The following is a 23995-nucleotide window of genomic DNA, read 5'->3' on the forward strand; positions in this document are numbered from 1 at the left end:
TATCAGCCTCCACAAACTGGAGGAAGTAGTGCTACTCTGTCACCATCTTTTAAAGTAAAATCTATACTACTGACAAGCGTATCGTTTACTGCAACCGCTGAGTTTTCTAACCACTCTTGCATCTGCGTATCATCTTGTAATATTATTGCTAATTCATTTAAATTTGTAATTTCCAACTCTAAAGACTCTTTTTGAATAGGACCTAAAAACTCTACTTTAACCATACCGTCATCTCCTTAATTTTATTCTATAAAATGAAGGCAACCTCCATTAATTAGTCCGTAAAATGAACAAGGTCCCTTTTACTTCGCTTGCACCGCTGAGGTGACTAAAGTGAAATTATTAGAGCGATTATATCAAAGATAAGTTAAGTCATGTATAATTTCACTCAATTTATAAGGGAGTTTGATTTGGTTTTTGGAAAAATAGAGTATTTAAACTTACTACCTTTTCATGTTTTCATGAAACGCTTTACTAGGAGTTCTCAGCAGAGTATGAGTATGCATTATAGGCGTGGTGTTCCAGCAGTAATCAATAAAAAATTCCTATCTCGCAGAGTAGATGCAGCCTTTATTTCAAGCATTCATGCAAAAAAATACAGATATGTAAACCTTGGAATCATCGCAAAAAAAGAAGTTCTAAGTGTTATAGTAGTCCCGGATGTGCAAAATGAAGCCGATATGGAGTCTGCTAGCTCAAATGTACTGGCTCAGATTTTAGATATCAAAGGTAAAGTACTTATCGGAGATAAAGCTCTTAAACACTATTTACAAAATAAGCCTTACATAGATTTAGCTGCTGAGTGGAACTCTAGATATAAACTTCCATTTGTTTTTGCTCTTCTTTGTTATCACAAAGACCAACAACTATATAAAAGTATTGAGAGACAATTTTTAAAACAAAGAGTTAAAATTCCTCAATACCTTCTAACTGAAGCTTCAAAAAGAACAGAAATTTCAAAAAAAGATATACTGAACTATCTCTCCTATATATCGTATGATTTAGACATTAAAGCACAAAAAGGTCTCTCTTTTTTTTATAAAAATGTCAAAAACTGACAATTTTATGTTAAAATGTCTTAATGATAAAGACATTTTTAACACTACTTATTTCACTGGCTCTTTGTGCAAGTGAACCGATTTCACCAATACCTACAGACATAAAAGTTAATTTAGCAAAAGCGAAATTAGGTCAAAAACTATTTTCTGACACTATTCTTTCTAAAGACAATTCAACTGCGTGCATTAGTTGTCACGATATTTTTAAAGGCGGAGCAGATGCAAATGTTGTCTCAAGCGGTTTTGCAAATAAAAAAGGCAATATTCAATCACCTACAGTTTTAAACTCCAGATATAACTTTAAGCAGTTTTGGAATGGACGAGCAAGAAACCTTACACAACAAGCTGATGGTCCTATAAATAACCCAGCTGAACACAACATGGATGCTAAAACTGTTGAAAATAGGATAAATGAGTCTCTAGAGTATAAAAAACTATTTAAGTTAGTATATGGAACTTCACATATTTCCTACGCTCAAATTCTTGAAGCTATAGTGGAGTTTGAAAATGCGCTAACTACACCAAACTCAAGATTTGATAAATTTTTAAGAGATGAGATTAAACTAACAAAAGATGAAAAAGAAGGCTATATACTTTTTAAACAAAATGGCTGTATAACTTGCCATAATGGCATAAATATCGGCGGTAATTCATTTCAGAAGATGGGTACATTCTTGGAGTATGAGGTTGAGAGTAATTATCCCGATAGAAGCAAGATTACTAACAATCCAAATCATAAGAATGTATTTAAAGTTCCAACATTACGAAATATAAACAAAACAGCACCATACTTTCATGATGGAAGCGCAAAAACACTAAAAGAAGCTTTGACTATAATGGCTAAGCATAATTTAGGGGTTAAACTTAAAGACAAAGAAGTTGAAAAAATAATAGCTTTTTTGAAAACCCTTGATGGCGAGAAACCTAAAATACTGGAAGAAAAATGAAACTAAAACAAATTATGTTTATAGTACTGGGTATTGGGATAATATCATCTATTGCCATCGTATACTTCTACATCATCCAAAAAGATTTTACCAAACATCACAGAGAGTTTCTTCTATCTGTAAACACACTAGAAAATTCTCATATTGACCTAGAACACCAAATACTTCAAAACTCAATCTATGCTTATCACAACCAAGATGAGATGTCATCCACTATAAACATGATTGAGAAAAACTATAGAGATTTAACAGGGTCTGAAATATTAAATAACCCTACATACATACAAACTAAGAAAAGTCTATTATCACTTAAAAAGAATATAAACCTTAATCTACAAAATATAGAAGAGTATATTATGTTAAACGCGGGCATAAAAAACTCTTTGATATTTTTAAGCAGGCATATAGATGAAGCAACTTTTCTTCAGAACAAAGATTTAAATCTTTTCATACATGCTTCAAAGATTTTAAAACACTTCAACGATACAAAAAAAATGCAAGATCTTGACTATATAAATCATAATGATTTTTTACTAACATCTAATTCAAGTGATGCTAATACCCAAAGTTTTGTTGAGAACTTCAATCTTCATTCCAAGTACCTTATAAACAGATATCCGATATTTATACAGACAACAAAAGCTGTTCTAAATAACGATATTCACAGCTATTTAGAGAAGTTAAAAAAAGAGTTTTCAATAGTTGCACTAAGTGATTTTAAAGCACTTGATATGTTTGCATTTATACTCTTTAGTGTCTTTATCTCATCTTTGTCTCTCATAATTGTACTCTTTGCAAAATACCTAAAAGAAAACAAAAAACTAAAGGAGACTACAGCTTCACTAGAACACTCACTCTCTTATGACCACTTAACAGACTTACATAATAGAAGATCATTTGAGATTCAGTTACAAAATATTAGAAAGCCTCACCTTCTTATTGTAAATATTGATGGTTTTAAATATATAAATGATATCTATGGAAATGATGTAGGTAATGTAATACTTCAAGAATTAGCGCAAATTTTAAAAGATGAATTTTCTAATCGTGATAATACTTGTATCTATCGTCTTGGTGGGGATGAGTTTGGAATTTTATTTAATAATATCTCAAATGAACAAGCATATGAGATTGCAACAATGCTAGAGAATAAGATATCAAACTATGACTTTATAGTTTATGACTTGACTCTTCATCTGTTAGTTAGTATTGCAAGCAACTCTATAGTCCCAATTTTAGAAAATACAGACTTAGCACTAAAACTACTTAAAAAAGACCATACAAAGAGAATTCTGGAGTATAACGACAACCTAAATCTTAAAACAGATGTAAAAGAAAATATGGATACTATTGAGCAGATTAAAACTGCCATAAAAGACGATAGAATAGTTCCTTTTTTCCAGCCTATTATTAATCTTAAGACATCTAAAATAGAAAAATATGAAGCTCTTGTTAGACTAAAACTTGAAGATGGAATATTTCTTCAACCATATAAATTTTTAGATATTTCTAAAAAAAGTTCATACTACCACTTCATCACTAAAACGATGATAGAAAAAACTCTCAAAATGGCACAAGAGTTCCCTCAATATAGATTTTCTATAAATATTTCTATGATAGATATACTAGATGCTAAACTGACAAATATGTTATTTGAAACTTTAAATGCAAACCCTGATGTAGCAAACAGACTAGACATTGAACTAGTAGAATCAGAGAATCTACAAAACTTACAAATCGTTCAAGACTTCATCACCAAACTTCATGTATTTGGCTCAAAAATTCTTATAGATGATTTTGGGACAGGCTATTCTAACTTCTCATACTTTTCAAACCTAGATATTGATTTGGTAAAGATTGATGGATCAATTGTTAATGAGATAGAGACAAATAATAAGAAACTTCATATGTTAACTAGCATCCATAAGTTCTCTAATGGAATGAATATGAAAAATATTGCTGAATTTGTTGAGACAAGAGAGGTAGCACTTTTACTTAAAGAGATTGGTGTGGAATATGCACAAGGATATTACTTCAGCCAACCAGTAGAGAGACCTCTAAAGGATGACAGAGTAGTTATATAACTACTTTAATATTTTAGCCAATTCTTTTTTGTAATCTTTAATGTTAAAGTTTTTCATATCTGACGCACCACTATCTACGGCAGCCTGTGCTACAGCACTAGAGATTTCTACTATAAGTCTTTTGTCAAACGGCTTAGGGATAAGATAGTTTTTACCAAACTTAAACTCTTTGCCATATAACTCATTAATATCTTTTGGTACTTCACTTCGAGCTAAGCTTGCCAGTGCGTGTGCAGCTGCAAGTTTCATCTCATCATTTATCTTTTTTGCTCGAACATCCATTGCACCTCTAAATATAAATGGAAAACCTAAAACGTTATTTACTTGGTTATCAAAGTCACTTCTACCAGTTGCGACAATAGCATCTGATCTAGCTTCAATAACATCCTGAGGAAAAATTTCAGGTGTTGGGTTTGCTAGAGTAAATACTATTGGCTCATTCGCCATAGTCATAATATCTGCTATTGTAAATGTACCAGGTCTTGAAAGTCCTACAACAACATCAGCACAATCAAAAACTTCTGCGTGAGTCATATAGCCTCCTGCACAAAACTCTCTTTTATAATCATTTAAATCACTTCTACCATTGTGAATAACACCTTTAGAATCAAGCATATAAATCTCTCTAGCTCCAAGTTTTCTGTAAAGTCTCGCACATGAGATTGCAGCGGCACCTGCTCCAACAACTACGATTTTCAGATCTTCAATCTTTCTATGTGTTACTACACAAGCGTTTATAATAGCGGCAGATGAAATAACTGCTGTTCCGTGTTGATCGTCATGCATTACTGGAATATCTAATTCTTCTACAAGTCTTCTTTCTATCTCAAAACACTCAGGTGCTTTTATATCTTCTAAGTTAATTCCACCAAAAGTTGGAGCGATTGCTGTTACAACAGAACAAAACCTGTCTATACTCTCAGTATCTACTTCAATATCAAAACAATCAAGTCCTGAGAAATTTTTAAACAATACTCCCTTACCTTCCATAACCGGCTTAGATGCTAATGCACCGATATTTCCAAGCCCTAGAACTGCTGTTCCGTTTGAAATAACAGCTACTAGGTTCTTTTTAGCAGTATATCTGTAAGCATCTTCAGGATTTGCCTCTATTGCCAAACATGGTACAGCTACACCTGGAGTATATGCTAATGATAAATCTTTTTGAGTAGCCATTGGCTTTGTAGTCTCTACTGATATTTTTCCAGGTTTTGGAAATTCATGATAATCAAGAGCTTCTTGATCCGTTGTAGGTGTTTTAGACATAAGACAAAATCCTAAATTTTATTTTTTCAATTATAGCTTAATATAAATTTATATACACTTTTGTATAAGTTATGATAATTTATAAAATAACTATTCCTAGTTTCTATAATATCACAATAATATGTTACAACTTATATCAAGAAAGTGAGCATAAAATGAGACATTTAAGTTTAAAAAAAATTAAAAGAACTTTTAATTAACAATTTGATAGAATCTAGTAATAAAAAAAATATATATATTAAAGAGGGTTGTATGAAATTCAATATTAATAATGATTTAATACTAAACTCACTGGAACAGAATATATTTGTTAAAGATATTAATTCAACTTATCTTTTTGTAAATACTGCTTATGCCAAACTTATTGGAGAAGAAGCAACTACTATTATGGGAAAAAATGATTTAGACTTTTTTCCAAAAGAGATTGCCGATAGATATCGTACTGATGAAGCTTTGGTTATACAAAATAAACAAGCCATAGAAAAAATAGAGTCTATTTTAATAGATGGTAAATATAGAACCATAGAAATTGTGCGAAAACCTCTCTACTCCAATGGTGAGATAATAGCTATACTTGGAGTAATCTGGGATATAACAGATTTTAATGAAGGAAAAGAGCACCTAAAAAAACTGGAATATGGTTTAAACAAAGCACAAGAACTTGCTAATATTGGTCACTGGGAACTAGACTTAATTACAAATCATCTATTTTGGTCGGATGAAGTCTATCGTATATTTGGACTAAAACCTAAAGAGTTTGATGCTACCTATGAAGCATTTTTAAAACATATTCATCCTGATGATATTAATCTTGTAAATTCAAGCTATACAGACTCTGTGGCAGATAAACGCGGATATCATGTTACACACCGCATAGTTCGTAAAAACGGTGATATTGGCTTTGTTGAAGAGAGATGCGAACATGAGTTTGATATAAACGGAAACGTTATTAGATCAATTGGAACTGTTCACGATATAACAGAACAAAAAAAGGCTCAAAATGAAGTAATGTTAGCATCTGAAGTTTTTTCTAAAATGAGTGATGGAGTTGTTATTACAGATGCTGATCAAAGAATTATCAAAGTTAATGAAGCATTTACAAAGATAACAGGCTACACAAATGAAGAACTAAAAGACAAAACACCAAAGGCTTTTAGTTCAGGTTGGCATGATAATGAATTCTATCAAAAAATGTGGGATGAAATTAATCATAATGGACAATGGAACGGTGAAATAATAGACCGTAAAAAAAGTTCTGAAAGATATACAGCAGAAATGCATATTATTGCTTTATATAATGATGAAGGCACTTTAACAAACTATATCTCTATAACAAACGATGTCAGCAAGAAAAAAGAGCAAGAAAACCTCATTCACAATCTAGCATATTTTGATGCGCTGACAGAACTTCCAAATAAAGCACTTTTTGAAGAACGTGTAGTCAGTAGAATGCCCTTCACAAAACGTCATGATAAAAAAATGGCTCTTATCTTTATAGATATGGATAACTTCAAAAATGTAAATGACATATTTGGTCATCTAATGGGTGATATATTTTTAATAGAAGTTGCAAAAACTATTAAATCTACTCTTAAAGAGCAGGACACTCTTGCGCGTTTAGGTGGAGATGAGTTTGCTATTTTAATAGAAGATGTAAGTTCTATTATGGATATGATTCCAATTGCTGAGAAAATTATTACCGCATTTAAAAAACCAATAATAATAGAAGAAAAAGAAGTATATACCGGTGCGAGTATGGGTGTAAGTATCTACCCTGATGATGGTGAAAGTTATGAGAAACTTGTACAAGCTGCGGATACTGCTATGCATCAAGTAAAAGCAAATGGAAAGAACAATTTTCAATTTTTTACACAAAATATGAATGAGAAAATCACAGAACGTCTCTTTTTAGAATATGGTTTACGTAATGCTCTTAGCAATAATGAAATATTTATAGTCTATCAGCCAAAAGTAAATCTAGAAACAAAGAAAGTTTATGGAATGGAAGCACTAGCACGTTGGAAGCATCCTGAACTTGGACTTGTTCAACCTGATAAATTTATTGCTATATCAGAAGAAACTGGACAGATATATAGCTTAGGACTCTGGATTGCAAAACAAGCTCTTATTGACACAAAAGCACTTCATCAAGCAGGTCATATACTAATAGTATCTATAAATGTCTCTTCTAAACAGTTAGAAGATGAACATTTTGTTGATGATATATGCTCACTTGTTGATGAAATAGGTATTGACAAAAGTTACGTTGAACTTGAAATTACAGAATCTCACATTATGAAAAATATAGATAAAGCTCTACTTATTTTAAATGAATTATTTTTTAAAGGCTTCAAGTTATCTATCGATGATTTTGGAACTGGTTACTCATCACTTAGTTATCTTAAAAAACTACCTGCCCAAACGATTAAGATAGATCGTAGTTTTGTACTAGATATTGATAAAGATGAAGATGACAAATCTATAGTAGCAACTATTATTGCTATGGCTAGTGCATTAGGTAAAGATGTTATAGCAGAAGGCTCTGAGACACAAGAACATATTGATGCTTTAAAGTATTTACACTGTTACAAAATACAAGGATACTTTTTCTCTAAACCTATAGAAATAGATGAATTTAAAAAGTTTGTTGATAATTTTTAATTCTCTAAAATATATCCAAAATGTAAGTCACATGATATTCAAAATAAAAAACCTGAACAACTTAAAAAAAGGATTGAAGAGAAAATTCATATAAATATTTTTGATTTAAATTGGTATAATACTTTCAGTACACAGTAGAAAGGATTATAGTGACAGACCCGAAAATCTTAAAAGAAATAACATCAAACCTTAGTATCTTATATGCTGAAGATGAAGAAAGTTTACGTAGAGGAATGGTAAAATCATTAGAGAGATTTTTTAAAAATGTTTATGTTGCAAAAGACGGATATGAGGGAATAGAACTTTTTAAAAATAATAAAATTGATTTGATAATGAGCGATATAAACATGCCCAATATAGATGGTGTTGAAATGTTTAAGACCATATTAACATTAGAAGAATCTCCTCCCCCTTTTATCACTTTAACTGCACATAATGAACCTGAACTTCTTCTAACACTTATAGACTTAGGTATTGATAAGTTTTTACTAAAGCCAGTAGATAGAGAAAAAATGATAGATTCTTTTTATAAGGTATGCTCTGTTATAAATGATAAGCTTTTGATTGAACAGTATCATGCGAATATAGAGGAAGCTTATGAAGAGTCTGAAAAACAAAAAAGGATACTTGAAAATAAGTTAAAACATATAGCGATAGATAAAAATATACAACAAGCTCAAATAAAGCCAAAAGAAACATCTGAACAAAAACAGATAAAAGAAGAGAAGAAACAGACTTACTTTGAAATGTTGGATAATGAAGATTCTGATGAGTTAAAAGACTTAAGTGAAGAAATGGACACTTATGTAGAAATGATGTTTAAATCTAAGGATATGGATGAGGAATATATTTTTAGTTTTACAGATGCTATACAAAAATATGCTTCAATATTAAACATGTACCCCCTTTTTATGGAACTAGCTATTCCTATGAGAATTTTGTCTGAAGACATTAAAAAGAATATAGACACAGTTAAGCAAAATCAAAATGAACTAGCTGAGTATTTTGAAAGTTTACACTTCACACTTGAAAATTTCAGAGTGAAAGTATGGGGAAATAAAGTTGATGACCCTACTTTTTTCAATAACTCTTTTATTAGTGATATAAATCTCATCATTATGGCTGTCTCTAGTTCAGATAGTAATGATAATGGCAATATAGAATTTTTTTAGGTCATAATAATGAATGAATTTGAACAGTTTTATAAACTTTGTGATTCTCAGGCTATGATGGTTGAGACCAACCTAGATGGAGATATTTTAAAAGTAAATAAAAATTATGAGGAATTTTGTGCTTACCCCCAAAGTGAATTGATAAAGCACGGTTTTTCTCTTATTCGTCATCCAAAAATAAAAGATAGTTTTTATAAAAAAATATGGGAAGAACTTAAAAAAAATGGTTTTACTATTAACATAATTTACAACAAATCAAAAGATAATAAAACTATAGTCTCCAGAAATCACATAGTTGCTTGGAAGGATGAGTCTGATAATATAGTTGGCTATAAATCTATGTCTATAGATATGACTTATGAGTATCATCAAAAATTAAAAATTAAAAAACAGTCTGAATTTTTCCAATCTATCTTAAACTTAATACCTGAAATGTTGGTAGTTGTAGATAACTTTAAAAATATTACAGTGAATACATCTTTATTAAACTTTCTAGGATTTAATACTTTAAATGAATTTTCACAAAAACATAACTCAATATGTGAGCTATTTAAAAAAGGGAGTATATATTTACAAAAAAGTGAAAACTGTATTCATGAAATTCAAATGGCTACTAAAAAGAAACACTATATTGAAATAAAGATAGATTCTTTCTCAGGGGAAGAACATATATTTAGTGTTAATGCATTTAGTATGGGGGAGTCTAATAAAGTACTAGTATTATTTCAAGATATAACAGAATCACTCCATGAAAAAGACCTCTTAATCGAAGCAGTTGATAATGCTGAGTTAGAATTACTTGATACTAAAAATGATTTTCATTCAAATAATGAACGTTTTGAGTATGCTATTAACTCATCAACAGACGGTTTCTGGGATATTGATTTTAGAACAAATGAACTTTACTTTAGTACTGCTTGGAAAAAAAGACTCGGGTATGAAGATAATGAAAAAATAACGTATGCAGATTATACTAAACTTATTGAAGAAAAGTGCTTACCAGAGCAAATAAATAAGATGTTGAATGTACTTAGTAGTGAAAAAATTAAAGGGAAGACATCTCATGCTTTTACAATAATTTATAAGATTAAGACAAAACACGGTGAACGAATTACGATAGAAGACAGTGGTGATATCCTTTTCAATGAAGATGAAGATCCTTATAGAATTTTTGGATTTCATAGAGATATTACAAGGAAGCTCCAAGAACAACAAAGGTCTATTCAACAATCAAAACTAGCTTCACTAGGTGAAATGATAGGAAACATAGCACATCAATGGAGACAACCAATCAGTGCTATCAATGGGATTGTAAATGATCTAGAATTTGAAATAGACTTAGATGGACTAGATAAAATTCCAGTATCAAGAGTGAAAGAGGTAAATCAAGATATAACAGAGTTTACTGCTTACTTAGGTAAAACTATAGATGATTTTAGAAATTTCATGAAAGAAGATAAGGAAAAAAAGATTTTTGATTTACATCTAAACTTGCTAAGTTCTATAAAAATTGCTGAACACTCCTTTTCGCAAGATTCTATTACTCTAACAAAAGAGTTTTTCCATGAAAAAATTATAATCAAGGGTTATCCTAGAGAATTAAATCAAGTTGTTCTAAATATATTAAATAATGCAAAAGATGCTTTGAAAGAAAATGAAATAAAATCTCCAATAGTTAAGATAGAGACACAAAGCGATGATGAAAATGTAAATATCTATATAAGTGATAATGCAGGTGGAATACCTGAGAAAATCATAGATAAAGTATTTGATCCATACTTTACAACAAAGCATGAATCTATTGGAACAGGAATAGGTTTAAGTATGAGTAAAAATATAATAGATAATCACTTTAATGGTCTACTTAGTGTAAGTAACAACAAGGAAGGTGCAGTTTTTAGAATAATGATACCAAAATAAAATGTTCATTGGTTTCTTAGAGATACTTATAGTCCTTGACAGTTTCACTTTCAATATGCTTCCAGATAAGAATCTCTTTTGTTTCAACATCCTTGAAAACTGAAGTACCAAGTTTATCTTTTCTTTTTCCATAAAATGTAGCATCACAATCCAGCTAATTGATCTAGTATATTTCTCTGAAAGTTGCTTTAGTGTTTGTCGTTTTAAAAAGCACTCTTTGAAGATAATTTCTTGTAGTTGTTCAGGTCGTCTTTTTGAACTAAATGAAGTTCTACAGTCTTTACAATAATATCTTTTAATCCCAATATACCATAGTTTGAAGTATGTTTAAGCACCCACTTTTACTATTAAGCCTTAAATCTTCAAGTTGTATATTTTTTAATCAATTATCTGTATATTTATACTATTCTTTAAGAGTATAATTTCTGCATAAAGCATTGAAAAATGTGAATTTAAGGAAATTATATGTCATATTTAGAACCGACAGAGTTTGTAACAAAAATGGTTGATTCAGGAGAGTCTAAAGTCTTTATGTCCACAAAAGACACATTAATTAGGGCATTTATGGCAGGTGCTATTTTAGCTCTTGCTGCAATATTTGCCATAACCGTAGCAATGAAAACAGGCTCACCTCTACTAGGTGCGGTGCTATTTCCTGTTGGCTTTATTATGTTGTACTTAATGAAGTTTGACTTACTAACAGGTGTTTTTATGTTGGTTCCACTCGCACTTATAGATAAACGCGCAGGTGTTACATTTGGTGGGATGATGAGAAACTGGGGACTTGTAGCTCTTGGTAACTTAGGTGGTGCATTAACAGTGGCGTTTATGATGGCGTTTGTCTTTACATATGGCTTTGATACAGATGGCGGTGCTATTGCTACTAAGGTTGCAGGTATAGGTGAAGCGAGAACTCTTGGGTACCAGTCACACGGTCTTTCAGGTTGGTTAACAGTATTTATCCGTGCTATGCTTTGTAACTGGATGGTTGCAATGGGTGTTGTTGGTGCAATGATATCAACATCAGTTACAGGTAAAGCAATTGCAATGTGGATGCCAATTATGCTCTTCTTTTTTATGGGTTTTGAGCACTCTATTGTAAATATGTTTTTATTCCCTTTTTCTTTAATTATGGGTGGTAATTTTACAATTCTTGATTACCTTTTATGGAATGAAGTTCCTGTTGCTTTAGGTAATGTAGTAGGTGGGTTGGCGTTTACAGGTTTAACTCTTTATTTTACACATGTAAAAACATCTCCTAAAAGAGAACTTTAGTAGTTAGGAAACATTATGACAAAAGTACAAATGACTGAGGCAATTATCCTCGCTAAAAAAGAATCAGGTATAAGTTGGGAAGAGATAGCAAATAAAGTTGGTCTCTCTCCTGTTTTTCTTACTTCAGCATGTTTGGGACAAAATAGTCTCAAACCAGAAAGTGCAAAAAAATTATGTACAGTCCTAGGTCTTAAAAAAGATATAGCACTTAGTATTCAAGAGTATCCAATGAAAAACTGGAACTTTACTATTCCACAGGATCCACTCATGTATCGTTTTTATGAGATTACTGGTGTTTATGGTGAAACAATCAAAGAGATTGTTTCAGAAAAATTTGGAGATGGGATTATGAGTGCTATTGACTTTTCTTTAGACATCGAAAAAGAAGAAAATCCTCTTGGTGATAGAGTTGTTATCACAATGAACGGTAAATTTTTGCCATATAAAGCTTGGTAAAGTGAAAGAAAGCACTCAACTGCAAGTCTCCATCGGTCAATATACCGATAAAGGTGCTAAACAAACGAATCAAGATTTTCATGATATTTTTATACCAACAAACCATCAGATTACAACCAAAGGCATTGCAATTGCAATAGCCGATGGTATTAGTAGTAGTGATGTGAGCGATATAGCAAGTAAAGCTTCTGTAACTTCTTTTCTTATAGATTACTTTAGTACTTCAGAATTATGGTCAGTACAGAAGTCTGCACACAGAGTTCTCGCGGGAATAAACTCATGGCTCTATGCCCAAAGTGAAAAAGGAAAATTCCCACACGATAAAAACCGTAGTTATGTATGTACTTTTAGTGCAATGATTATGCGTTCGCATACAGCACATATCTTTCACATTGGTGATACTCGTATATATAGACTTAGAGATAATGCTATAGAACAACTTACTGAAGATCACAGAAGGTATGTATCTCAAGAAAAAAGTTACCTTAGCCGTGCTTTAGGGATTGAAAAAGAGTTAAGTATTGACTATAAAACAACTGAATTAAAAAAAGATGATATTTACTTGTTTATGAGTGATGGTATCTATGAACATATTGACAAAAGTGTGCTCATAGATACTATTTTTAATGAAGAAAACACCCTCCAAGATAGTGCCAAAATAATCTCTGATATTGCATATAACGATGGGAGTACAGACAATTTAAGCATTCAAATCATACAGATAGACAGGCTTCCAAATAGTGAAATTAAAGAGATAGATAAAGAGTTACTTAACAAATCTCTTCCTCCTATTCTTGAAGCACCTTGTATTTTTGATGGATATAAAGTCATGAGAGAATTAAGTGCAACAAGTAGAAGTCATACCTATCTTGCACTCGATACACATACTGACACAAGTGTAGTTTTAAAAATCCCCTCAATTGACTTAAAAAACGACCAAGCATACTTAGAGAGATTTTCTCTTGAAGAATGGATAGCAAAACGCATGAGCAATAATTATCTCTTAAAATCCTATAACCAAATACGAGAAAAAAACTATCTCTATAGTGTCACAGAGTTTGTAGAAGGAACCACACTCACACAATGGATGAGAGACAATCCTAAAGTTGATTTGCATATACTCAGAGATATTGTAACACAGATTGCAAAAGGCTTGCAAGCTATGCATAGACAGGAACTTATCCACCAAGATCTACGACCAGATAATATAATGATAAATAGCACCAACACAATAAAAATTATAGACTATGGTTCTGTTAAAGTATCTGGAATTGCAGATATAAATACTCTTATAGAACAAAGCAACATACTTGGAACTATGATTTATACTGCTCCCGAGTACTTTATTAACGAAGTTGGTTCAAGTAAGTCTGACATTTTCTCCCTCGCTGTAATAGTTTACCAAATGGTTTCAGGTAAATTTCCTTATGGTACAGATGTAGCAAAAGCAACAACTAAAGCACTTCAAAAAAAACTTGTCTATAAATCTTTGTACACTGATGAGTTAGATGTTCCCCTTTGGTTTGATGCAGCACTTAAAAAAGCCCTTAATCCAAACCCTAGAGAACGTTATGAAGAGCTCTCTGAATTTATCTATGATTTAAAACATCCCAATGAAGCATTAATAAGAGAGCATAGAGTTCCTTTTATAGAGCGAAATCCTCTTTTAATTTACAAAGGTATATCTTTTGTGCTCTCAATTATTATTATTTATCTTCTTGCTAAATAGTTAATCTGAATATAGAATAGCTTATCTATTGTTCTTTAGCTTTTGCTTACACCATCCTTTCTTCAATCCATAATTTTATTTACTCTTTAGTGTTGCACTTTAAACTTGAATTGGCGATCCACAGTGCCCATCAATACCCAAGTGTTTCTTAAATATAATTATATGCATGTAGTCGATCTTTTTTTTCAATACTTGGGTACTGTTTTGCTTGTATTAACTATGATAGCTCACAAACAGAATATTTACTTAACCAGACGCTTGATAATACGCCTATCAATTTTTTGAACAATGAAATTTGTTGGAGTGAGGAACAGGGTAATTATATAAGAAAGTCGTGGACAGTTACAAGAACTTGATAGAAGTTGACACTAGTAAAAAATAAAATAGTGTATTTTAAACTTAAATTGGCGTAGCTTCTTAAAAGTAACACATTTTGAGCACAGTTTTGGAATAATGAGTTTGAAAGAGTCTTTGAAGTATCATAATTTAGGGGTTTATAAAGGGATGGTGCGGATGAGAGGACTTGAAAAATAGTGTTTTTTCAAGTTTTTTAAAGTGACATCAATTACAGTCAAATAACGCCTACATAAGGCTTCTAACACGGTCTTTACTCTATCAAGTTTTTTCAATAATGGTGACTAATTAGTCACCCTTTAGTCACCTAAAAAATGCTATACTTTTTCTAATAAAATTTCTAAACTTGAACTTGTGTACTTATTATAAAAAAATTATTAAAATATTTAAATTTGTCGTAATATGTCGTAAATTAGTTATAATATTAAAAAAGTATTAATTACAATATTTTTGTCACTATATGTCGTAAAAGGAATGTTTGTCAAAATGAAACTTAATCAAACTGAAGAGATTATTCTAAATATTTTCACTAAGCAACAAGAAATAGTTAGTTCTGAGCTTATTGCAATGACACAGATGAATCCTAGAACTGTTCAAAGAGCTTTAAAAAAATTAGCTGAGTATGAACTGATTGAAGCATTGGGAACGACAAGAGACAGACGCTATAAGCGTATTTACAACAAAGATGAAGCACCTCACCAATATATTGTATTTAACAGTGGTGAAAAATCTGGAAAACTCTCTTTTGGGAATGGAGAATACATTTTTGTATATGACAAGAACTATAAAAGTGAAGAATTTGAAGGTTTAAAAAAAGGAATCATCAATACTAGTACAGAGTTATTTCCATTTTTTGAGAACCTTATACCCGAGTATGAACGTAGAGAAAAACTTTTACAAGATAAAGATGACTTGGGACTAGTTTTAGAAGAATTAAATAATTCTCATGGTGCTTTGGACTTTATACCAATTACTGAAGTACACAAGTATATATCTAATTATGGGAAAAGAGCAAGTTGGGTAAGTGTAAAAAATGAGATTCTGCAAGATAATGGTTTCCCAAATTTGCTTGGGTTCAATTTGTTAATTAGTGATGATATCCTTGATTCAGAGTCAAATACAGAACATTCCGATTTAAGTGGCTTTCAAACAAAAATCGATGTATCAATAGATTTTAAAAATGAGCAGATAGAAGAATCTGAAAATGCAGAGTATCTGTTAAAGCCACGCAATAAAAAGAAGCATAATTATTTTCATGTGGATGATGATGGGACAAAGAGACATTTTCCCTATATAGCGTTTAATGAGCATCTATTTATGAGCTTTGCAAAAAACGAGCTTGGCTTCAATGTGCCATATACTGCAATTGTGAAAGCAAAAGATATTGATTTTCATTATATAACAAAAAGATATGATCGCTACAAAGGCTTAAAGTACCCTCAAAAAGACTTTGCACAGGTGTTAAATGTACTAAGTAAAAATAAATATAAAAGTGATAGTCAAACTCTATTTGAAGCAATCGATAAAACATTGATGAATAAAGAGCAAAAGCTAGAAGCACTGCGTTTTTATTTTTACAGCTACCTAATCAAACATGCAGACTTACATCTCAAGAATATTGCTGCACTCAATATCGGAAATAATAAATACATACTCTCACCTTTGTATGATCTCATCTCAATAGGAATTTATAACGGTGATGCTTATGATATAGGTTTAGGTATGAAAAGCCCTTATAAAAAGCCAAAAAACTGGCATATTGATGATTTTTACAGACTTGGGTCTATCATAGGTATTACGCCTATCGCTTTTAAAAAAGAAGCCCGTAAAATCACTAAGATATTTCTTCAAAAAATGCCTGAGTATATCCAGAAAGTACAAGAGTTTGAAAAGATACACCCTTTACCAATGCAACAAACTAGAGACTCCAAAAGCAATGTTACATTTTCAAAACGCTTAACAAGCATGTTTGAAAATAAAATCATACAACTAAAGAAAAATGGAATTATTCAAGAGCTAGAGCTAGTTGAAGAGGCAGGTGGATTGCTCAATGCAGAAAAAAACTGATGGAACAAAATCTTATTATGGTAGCAAATAGGTTTAAATGAAAATTTAAATTTATTGGTTGAGTTCGCTATATAAGTAGTTTTGAGAGATTTAATTATTTGATGGTGCGGATGAGAGGACTTGAACCTCCACGCCTTGCGGCACCAGATCCTAAGTCTGGCGTGTATACCAATTTCACCACATCCGCATGTGATTGTTTAATAAGAGCAGAATTATAGTTAAAAATTCTTTATCTTACTTTAAAGTAGTCTAAAATGGTACCCCCTACACGATTCGAACGTGTGGCCTACGCCTTAGAAGGGCGTTGCTCTATCCAGCTGAGCTAAGGAGGCATGTAAGTCATAAATGACTAAATTTTTCTTGTATTTTCAATTTCTTGATTTTGTTAAAAATCAAAGCTTTAGTGCCCAAGCGGCTAGCGGAACAAAACGGACTTGTTCGTTTTGTGTATTCAATGGTGGTACGCCCGATAGGATTCGAACCTATAACCCTCGGAGCCGAAATCCGAAACTCTATCCAGTTGAGCCACGAACGCTTACAATTAATTTTATTAATTATTTTAAAAAGTTTTTATATTTATGATTATTGAATGGGGTGAGATACGGGATTCGAACCCGCGACCCCCGGCACCACAAACCAGTGCTCTAACCAACTGAGCTAATCTCACCATACGAAAGTTATAAATATAAAGGTGGTCGGGGTGAAAGGACTCGAACCTTCGGCCCCCTGGTCCCAAACCAGGTACTCTAACCATACTGAGCTACACCCCGACCTACACAAAAACCTAGCTTTACGCTGATTAATGAGGCGAAATTATAGTCAATAACTTCTGAAATGTCAATGCTTTTTTGACAATTCTTTCATATATTCTAATTTTCTAGTATAATTGCTTCGATTTAAGGGGATATTGCATATGAAAATAGCTAGATTTAGCAGGATTGGGTTTATTTTAGCAGCTGCTGGAAGTGCTGTTGGACTTGGTAATATTTGGAAATTTCCATATATTGCAGGTGAATATGGTGGCGGTGCATTTGTTCTAATATATCTTATTACAGTTTTATTAATCGGATTTTCTATAATGATAGCTGAGATGCTAATCGGATATATGGGAAGAAAAGATGGAGTTACATCTTTTGAAGATTTGGCACCTAGGAATAAATATATTTGGAAATATGGTGGCTTTCAAGGGCTAGCCGGTCTTTTTATTATGATTTTCTACTCTGTAGTTATTGGATGGATATTTAACTATATAGTAACATCCTTATCTTCTCTTCCTGCTACCGTTGAGGAAGCTGAAACGACATTTAACGCTATGCTTCATACAGACATCTGGACACAACTTTTTTATCATACAATCGCGTTTATATGGATAACTCATGTTTTAACTAGAGGGATTAAAGGCGGAATTGAAAAAGTAAATTTGGTTTTAATGCCAACTCTTATGATTATTCTACTTGGAATGTTTGCCTATGCTACTACGCTTGATTCATTTGGAAGAGCCGTTAGTTTTATGTTTGAGCCTGATTGGTCTAAAATAGATTCTGATGCTTTCGTAACTGCCGTCGGTCATGCATTTTTCACCCTCTCCCTCGGTATGGGTGCAATAATGACTTACTCAGCTTCAATGGAGAAAGACTCAAATCTTGTTTAAAATGCTTTTTGGGTCGTATTTTTAGATATAACTATAGCTATTGTTGTGGGGCTTATGCTCTTTACTTTTCTTTACCAATATGGAGCAGGTCCAGCAAAGGGTCCAGGTTTGGTTTTTATCTCGCTTCCTGCTGCTTTTTACGAGATGGGTATTCTTGGTAATTTCTTTGCGGTTTTATTTTTCTTAGCACTTGCATTTGCCGGTCTTACATCTTCAGTATCTCTAGTTGAACCTATGGTTCAGTACTTCATAGACAGATTTAGATGGAGTAGATTAAAGGCTTCTGTTGCAATGGGTCTGTTCTTTTATCTAATTGGTATCATCGCCCTACTCTCAAATATAGATGGATATAAAGAAGCTCTTACATGGGGTGATAAAAACTTCTTTGATTGGGTCGATTATTTTACAGCCGCTATTATGCTTCCTCTTGGTGGGCTTATTATGGCAGTTTTTGTCGGTTTTGTGATTGAAAAGCAAAGAGTAGAGTCAATCCTTAAACCTCAGCTTGGACCTACATTTGAGATTTGGTACTTCTCACTTCGCTACATCACTCCAGTAGCTATGTTTGTAGTTATGTTATCTTTAATGGGAATTTTATAATCATGAATCATATTACACAACAATGCAAACAGATACTAATAGATGAAGGTATAGATGCAAATTCAACTATAGATTTTGACGTAAACGGAGAAGTTCATACTATGACTTTTGAATATATTATAGATACATATATGCAAGCATCTGATGAGTCTCAACTTGTATTTATTACAGCTCTTCAAAAAGCAGTAGATGCTAAAGATATGGGAGTTGATAAATTCTTTGAAGGCATGGGGCAACTTCTACTAATGACACATTTATCAAAAAATATTGAGATTTAAGAAGAAGCAATTTATATATTTGTTAGAATTAGTCTAATGAATAATTTTTACAAATATATAGTACTTGTTACTCTTTTTATCATATCAATTTTCGCTCTATTCTATCCTATTGATGTTTTTAGCAAAAAAGGGATAGAACTACAAAAACAAATACTTATCAAACAGGCTCAAACACATTTTGAGAACCAATTAAACACAAGAAAGTGGAATGCTAGCTATGGTGGTATTTACGTCAAACCTAAAAAAGGTCAAAAACCAAATCCTTACCTAGAAGACAATATTCTAAAAGTTGATGAAAATTTAACTCTTATAAAAATAAATCCTGCTTGGATGACTAGACAACTCTCAGAAATATCAGATATAAAAAGTTTTCACTTCCGAATAACAAGCCTTATAACAATAAACCCAAATAACAAAGCAACTCCATTTGAAGAAAGAGCATTAAAATATATTGATAAAACAGGAGAAAAAGAGTATTACGAAATAGATAAAGAATCAAATTTTAAGTATATGGGAGCATTAATAACTACTAAAGCTTGTCTACCATGTCACAAATATCAAGGTTATAAACTTGGTGATGTAAGAGGTGGAATTAGCTTCAATTTAAGTAATACAGAATTTACAACTGTAACATCATCAATAAAAAACAGAGCAATAATTTTAAAAACATTTGTGCTATTTTTTCTACTAAGTATTACTCTTCTTATATACAAACAATTAAAACATAGCGAAAAACTACAAGGTGAGGTTAATCGTAGAACAAAAGAGATAGAGTCTACTAAACAACTTCTACAAAAGATTATTGACACTGATTCTAGCTTTATTGTCTTAGCTGATGGAAAAAAAGTCATCTACGTTAACAAAACTATACTTGAGTTTGGTGGTTATGCTACTCTTGAAGAGTTTAAAGAAGATCATGAATACTTATCTGATATGTTTGAAAAAGTAGAAAATGACACTACCTTTGTCCAAACATACAATGATGATATTTACTGGATTGAATATGTAAGAAGAGAACAAAGTTCTCAAAAGCTAAAAGTGTGCATAGAAAAAGATGGACAAAGTAGATACTTTAGGCCTTATGCTAAAGATATAAAAACAGATGATAAAGTGCTCTATCTAATCACTTTCGATGAAATTACAAATGAGTATGTAAAAATCAAAGAGCTTGAATATATGGCTTCAACTGATGTTTTAACAAAATTATTTAACAGAAGTAAGCTAAACGATGTTTTAAAAAAAGAGATTTCACTCTCAAATACTGTTTCATCTGCTTTATCTATAATTTTTATTGATATAGATCATTTTAAACTTGTAAATGACACTTATGGACATGATGTTGGAGACAGAGTATTAATAGATATCGCAAACATTATCAGTACCTCTACTCGCACAGGAGATATCGCAGCCAGATGGGGTGGTGAAGAATTTATGATTACCCTACAATCTACAGATACTCTTCACGCCTCAATCCTTGCAGAAAAGCTAAGGACTATCGTGGAAAATCACACTTTTTCCATTATTGGAAAGCTTACTATATCTATTGGTGTTACAGAGTATATCCATAATGAAAGTGAAGAAACTTTTATAAAGAGGGTTGATAAAGCACTTTATGAAGCAAAAGAGAGTGGTAGAAACAAAGTAGTTATTAAGTAAGGGAAATACTACTTGTTTCCTTCCTTTAGCCTACTAAAACTGTATCATTCCGTCTATTGGAGAAGATGCAGTTGCGTATGGACGTTTTGGTATTCTACCTGAGAGGTAACTCATTCTGCCTGCTTGAACTGCATGTTTCATAGCCTGAGCCATTAGCATCGGGTTTTGTGCCTGAGCGATTGCTGTGTTAGTTAAAACACCTGCTGCGCCTAACTCCATTGCGTAAGCTGCGTCTGAAGCACAACCAATTCCCGCATCTACGATTACAGGTACACTTACCGCCTCACGAATAAATACAATATTGTAAGGATTTTGAATACCAAGACCTGAACCAATAGGAGCAGCTAAAGGCATAATTGCATGAGAGCCTGCATCTTCGAGTCTTTTTGCCATTATCGGATCATCTGAAGTATAAGACATAATAGTAAAACCTTCTTTTGCTAAAATCTCACAAGCTTTGATAGTCTCTAAAACATCAGGATAAAGAGTTTTTTGAGTATCACCAATAACTTCAAGTTTAATCAAATCAATCCCAGTAGCCTCACGCATCAGACGAAATGTTGTAATAGCTTCTTCAGCCGTAACACATCCTGCAGAATTAGGCAGAAACTTTACATTTGTTCCAGCAAAAGTATCACGAAGATTTTCTTTATCAGGATCTGTAATGTTTAGACGACGAACAGCAACTGTGATAAGTTCACTTCCAGATGCTAAAGTAGCTTCTTTTGTAGTTTCAAAAGAGTCATATTTTCCACTTCCAACAATTAGGCGAGAACCTAATTCATATTTTCCAATTTTAAGTATATTATCCATGTAAGTTTTCCTATATTTGTAAAAAATTATTGTCGCATTTATAACATAAGCTATCTTATAGCTTACCTATCTCATCTATTAAATCATCTGGAGTAAGAGAAAAATCAGCACCCTTGTAACTTTGTGCTAAGCTAGTGTGTGCAAGTGAAGCATTTTTTGCTGCGTCTAATGGCTCATAACCCTGCGCTAAAAGTGCTCCAATGAGTCCACTTAAAACATCTCCGCTACCACCTTTTGCAAGAGCAGACGTTCCATGAGGGTTTATAAAAAACTCATTCTTTTGTGCAATAATTACATTTGCACCTTTTAAAAGAAGTGTTGCATCTGGATAAACTGTAGTAAAAATCTCTACATATTTAAAACGATTTTTTTGTAACTCTTCTACACTTATATCAGCAAGATTCACACGCTTTAACAGAGCTGTGAACTCTTTAGCATGTGGAGTTAAAACTACATTTTTTCTTTTTAATATCTTTATGATTATTGGCATATGAAAAATATCAGCATCTGCTATAAGAGGCAGAGAATTATTTAAAAATTTATCTAACTCTTTATCGCTAAATTCGGCACCTAGTCCCATACCGATAGCCAAAGCCGTTGTATTGTAAGGCAGTTCATGTGAATACATAATGCTGTAAGGAATCAGCTCATTTTCATAACCTACAAGCGTTACAAGTCCTACGCCAAACCTTAGTGCTGCTTTAGAACTTAAGATGCTAGCGCCACTCTTACTTCCACAAGCTAAAGCCAAGTGTCCAAAATTACCTTTATGAGTGTTTTTAAATGCTCTTGTTGGAAGTTTTAAATCATCAATATCTAGCAGATGCCAGGCAGTATCTCCCTCATAAATATCTCTTGCGATACCCAAGCCTAAAACTTCTACTTTGCCTACAAACTCTTTAGTTGCATCTAAGAACATAGACTTCTTAAGTGCACCCATAGTTAGAGTTACATCAGCGTAAAAACCAGAAGATGGAACATCGCAAGCTATCTTAAAAGCTTCAAGTGAGTTCATGTTCTTTACAAGTTCTTTTAAGTCCTCACTAAATTCACCGCTAAAACCAGTTCCAACAATTGCATCTATTAAAATATCAGATGCGACTATTTTACTACTCTCTTTAACCCCTATAGCATCTGCGCGCTTTTGCTGAAGAAGTGCCATTTTTGATTTTGGCTTTTTTGCGTAGTAGATGCTAACATCATAGTCACCATGAAGAAGTCTCGCACAGGCTATGCCATCAGCACCATTGTTTCCACTTCCACAGACAATAATAACTTTTGAGTTTTTAGCAAAATTCTCTTTAATATGAGTTGCCATACCTTGTGCAGCATGTTCCATCAAGATATCTTCACTAAGAAAGAAATCTTTATAACATCGTTTATCAAGTGAACCAACTTCATCAAACAGTTTTTGCATCTTAAAACTCCTAGTTTAACACCTTGACTATCGCTTGTGGCATTATTTCATATTCTATTTTTTTTATCTTAGCAGAAAAACTCTCTAAAGTCTCGTTATCTTCTCTGACAAAACTCTCTTGTAAAATGATTTCACCACCGTCAAGCTCACTGCTTACGTAGTGAACACTAATCCCACACTCTTTATCATCACTCTCAAAACTTCTCTCTATGGCTTTTGCACCTTTAAACTTTGGAAGCAGAGATGGATGCAAGTTTATAGCTTTCATATTTTCTGTAAAAACATCACTTAAAATTCTCATAAATCCACTTAAAACTACTAAATCTGGTTCATACGAGTTAATAAGTTTTACAAGCTGGGCATCAAATTCTTCTCTTGAGTTAAAGTTTACATGTTCTAAAACATCTGTTTTTATTCCTAAATTTTGAAGCTTATCTAGACCTTTTGCATCCCTTTTATTTGTAATTCCACAAGCAACAAAACACTCTTTATTATGTAGGCTTTTAACGATATTTTGGGCATTAAAACCATCCCCGCTAAATAATATTACTATCTTTTTCATATGCAAATTATATCCAATGAAGATAAGAA

General features: G+C 32.2%; 18 protein-coding genes, 5 tRNA genes and 1 pseudogene. 13 read left to right on the forward strand and 11 right to left on the reverse strand.

What is annotated here, in order from left to right:
- Positions 1–2: 2 nt before the first annotated feature.
- Positions 3–224, reverse strand: coding sequence for a MoaD/ThiS family protein (locus tag ACLHDE_RS13245; RefSeq protein WP_415396876.1), 222 nt, complete (start codon positions 222–224; stop codon positions 3–5).
- A gap of 237 nt (positions 225–461) precedes the next feature.
- On the opposite strand from ACLHDE_RS13245, the gene ACLHDE_RS13250 reads away from it, so the two are divergent.
- Genes ACLHDE_RS13250 through ACLHDE_RS13260 form a run of 3 tightly spaced genes read left to right on the forward strand, consistent with a single transcriptional unit; the run spans position 462 to position 4089 of the window.
- Positions 462–1058, forward strand: coding sequence for an MqnA/MqnD/SBP family protein (locus ACLHDE_RS13250; protein ID WP_415398547.1), 597 nt, complete (start codon positions 462–464; stop codon positions 1056–1058).
- Between the two features lie 23 nt (positions 1059–1081).
- Positions 1082–2005 (forward strand): cytochrome-c peroxidase, encoded by a 924-nt coding sequence (locus ACLHDE_RS13255; RefSeq protein ID WP_415396877.1) that lies wholly within the window; start codon positions 1082–1084, stop codon positions 2003–2005.
- Positions 2002–4089, forward strand: a complete 2088-nt coding sequence (locus ACLHDE_RS13260) for an EAL domain-containing protein (RefSeq protein WP_415396878.1) — start codon at positions 2002–2004, stop codon at positions 4087–4089. Before ACLHDE_RS13255 ends, ACLHDE_RS13260 begins: the two co-directional genes overlap by 4 nt.
- Here the strand turns inward: ACLHDE_RS13260 and ACLHDE_RS13265 are convergent, their stop codons facing one another.
- Complete coding sequence (locus ACLHDE_RS13265; protein WP_415396879.1) at positions 4090–5355, reverse strand: malic enzyme-like NAD(P)-binding protein; 1266 nt, start codon at positions 5353–5355, stop codon at positions 4090–4092.
- Positions 5356–5607: 252 nt separating this feature from the next.
- Between ACLHDE_RS13265 and ACLHDE_RS13270 the strand changes: the two genes are divergently transcribed.
- The 3 genes from ACLHDE_RS13270 to ACLHDE_RS13280 all read left to right on the forward strand — a co-directional run bounded on the left by ACLHDE_RS13270 (position 5608) and on the right by ACLHDE_RS13280 (position 11108).
- A complete protein-coding gene (locus ACLHDE_RS13270; RefSeq protein ID WP_415396880.1) occupies positions 5608–8016 on the forward strand; it encodes an EAL and GGDEF domain-containing protein in 2409 nt (802 codons plus the stop codon).
- 149 nt (positions 8017–8165) lie between these two features.
- Complete coding sequence (locus ACLHDE_RS13275; RefSeq protein WP_415396881.1) at positions 8166–9188, forward strand: response regulator; 1023 nt, start codon at positions 8166–8168, stop codon at positions 9186–9188.
- A gap of 9 nt (positions 9189–9197) precedes the next feature.
- Complete coding sequence (locus tag ACLHDE_RS13280; protein WP_415396882.1) at positions 9198–11108, forward strand: PAS domain S-box protein; 1911 nt, start codon at positions 9198–9200, stop codon at positions 11106–11108.
- 203 nt (positions 11109–11311) lie between these two features.
- Here ACLHDE_RS13280 and ACLHDE_RS13285 read toward each other — a convergent pair whose 3' ends face one another.
- Positions 11312–11443, reverse strand: a complete 132-nt coding sequence (locus ACLHDE_RS13285) for a hypothetical protein (RefSeq protein WP_415396883.1) — start codon at positions 11441–11443, stop codon at positions 11312–11314.
- Positions 11444–11573: 130 nt separating this feature from the next.
- On the opposite strand from ACLHDE_RS13285, the gene ACLHDE_RS13290 reads away from it, so the two are divergent.
- From ACLHDE_RS13290 to ACLHDE_RS13305, 4 genes are all read left to right on the forward strand, one after another.
- Positions 11574–12383, forward strand: coding sequence for a formate/nitrite transporter family protein (locus ACLHDE_RS13290; RefSeq protein WP_415396884.1), 810 nt, complete (start codon positions 11574–11576; stop codon positions 12381–12383).
- Between the two features lie 15 nt (positions 12384–12398).
- Positions 12399–12839, forward strand: a complete 441-nt coding sequence (gene cynS / locus ACLHDE_RS13295) for a cyanase (protein WP_415396885.1) — start codon at positions 12399–12401, stop codon at positions 12837–12839.
- A gap of 1 nt (position 12840) precedes the next feature.
- Positions 12841–14568, forward strand: coding sequence for a protein kinase domain-containing protein (locus tag ACLHDE_RS13300; protein ID WP_415396886.1), 1728 nt, complete (start codon positions 12841–12843; stop codon positions 14566–14568).
- 840 nt (positions 14569–15408) lie between these two features.
- Complete coding sequence (locus ACLHDE_RS13305) at positions 15409–16989, forward strand: type II toxin-antitoxin system HipA family toxin (RefSeq protein ID WP_415396887.1); 1581 nt, start codon at positions 15409–15411, stop codon at positions 16987–16989.
- A 102-nt stretch (positions 16990–17091) separates the two neighbouring features.
- On the opposite strand, the gene ACLHDE_RS13310 is transcribed toward ACLHDE_RS13305, so the two are convergent.
- The 5 genes from ACLHDE_RS13310 to ACLHDE_RS13330 form a co-directional block, all read right to left on the reverse strand.
- Positions 17092–17176, reverse strand: a tRNA-Leu gene (locus ACLHDE_RS13310).
- Between the two features lie 68 nt (positions 17177–17244).
- Positions 17245–17321: transfer RNA gene (locus tag ACLHDE_RS13315), tRNA-Arg, on the reverse strand.
- A 126-nt stretch (positions 17322–17447) separates the two neighbouring features.
- A tRNA-Arg gene (locus ACLHDE_RS13320) sits at positions 17448–17524 on the reverse strand.
- A gap of 55 nt (positions 17525–17579) precedes the next feature.
- Positions 17580–17656, reverse strand: a tRNA-His gene (locus ACLHDE_RS13325).
- A gap of 25 nt (positions 17657–17681) precedes the next feature.
- Positions 17682–17759, reverse strand: a tRNA-Pro gene (locus ACLHDE_RS13330).
- 143 nt (positions 17760–17902) lie between these two features.
- Here ACLHDE_RS13330 and ACLHDE_RS13335 point away from each other — a divergent pair.
- The 3 genes and pseudogenes from ACLHDE_RS13335 (at position 17903) to ACLHDE_RS13345 (ending at position 21174) form a co-directional block, all read left to right on the forward strand.
- Positions 17903–19240: pseudogene (locus tag ACLHDE_RS13335) on the forward strand (sodium-dependent transporter).
- 2 nt (positions 19241–19242) lie between these two features.
- Positions 19243–19518 (forward strand): hypothetical protein, encoded by a 276-nt coding sequence (locus ACLHDE_RS13340; RefSeq protein WP_415396888.1) that lies wholly within the window; start codon positions 19243–19245, stop codon positions 19516–19518.
- 36 nt (positions 19519–19554) lie between these two features.
- Positions 19555–21174 (forward strand): diguanylate cyclase, encoded by a 1620-nt coding sequence (locus tag ACLHDE_RS13345; protein ID WP_415396889.1) that lies wholly within the window; start codon positions 19555–19557, stop codon positions 21172–21174.
- 33 nt (positions 21175–21207) lie between these two features.
- Here the strand turns inward: ACLHDE_RS13345 and ACLHDE_RS13350 are convergent, their stop codons facing one another.
- From ACLHDE_RS13350 to purN, 3 genes are read right to left on the reverse strand one after another with little or no spacing between them, the layout of a single operon-like run.
- A complete protein-coding gene (locus ACLHDE_RS13350; protein WP_415396890.1) occupies positions 21208–21987 on the reverse strand; it encodes a thiazole synthase in 780 nt (259 codons plus the stop codon).
- 55 nt (positions 21988–22042) lie between these two features.
- Positions 22043–23404: an NAD(P)H-hydrate dehydratase gene (locus ACLHDE_RS13355; protein WP_415396891.1), complete on the reverse strand. Its 1362-nt coding sequence runs from the start codon at positions 23402–23404 to the stop codon at positions 22043–22045.
- A gap of 10 nt (positions 23405–23414) precedes the next feature.
- Positions 23415–23966, reverse strand: a complete 552-nt coding sequence (gene purN / locus ACLHDE_RS13360) for a phosphoribosylglycinamide formyltransferase (RefSeq protein ID WP_415396892.1) — start codon at positions 23964–23966, stop codon at positions 23415–23417.
- Positions 23967–23995: the final 29 nt, after the last annotated feature.

The sequence above is a fragment of the Sulfurimonas iocasae genome, assembly GCF_047716755.1.
Classification (GTDB): Bacteria; Campylobacterota; Campylobacteria; order Campylobacterales; family Sulfurimonadaceae; genus Sulfurimonas.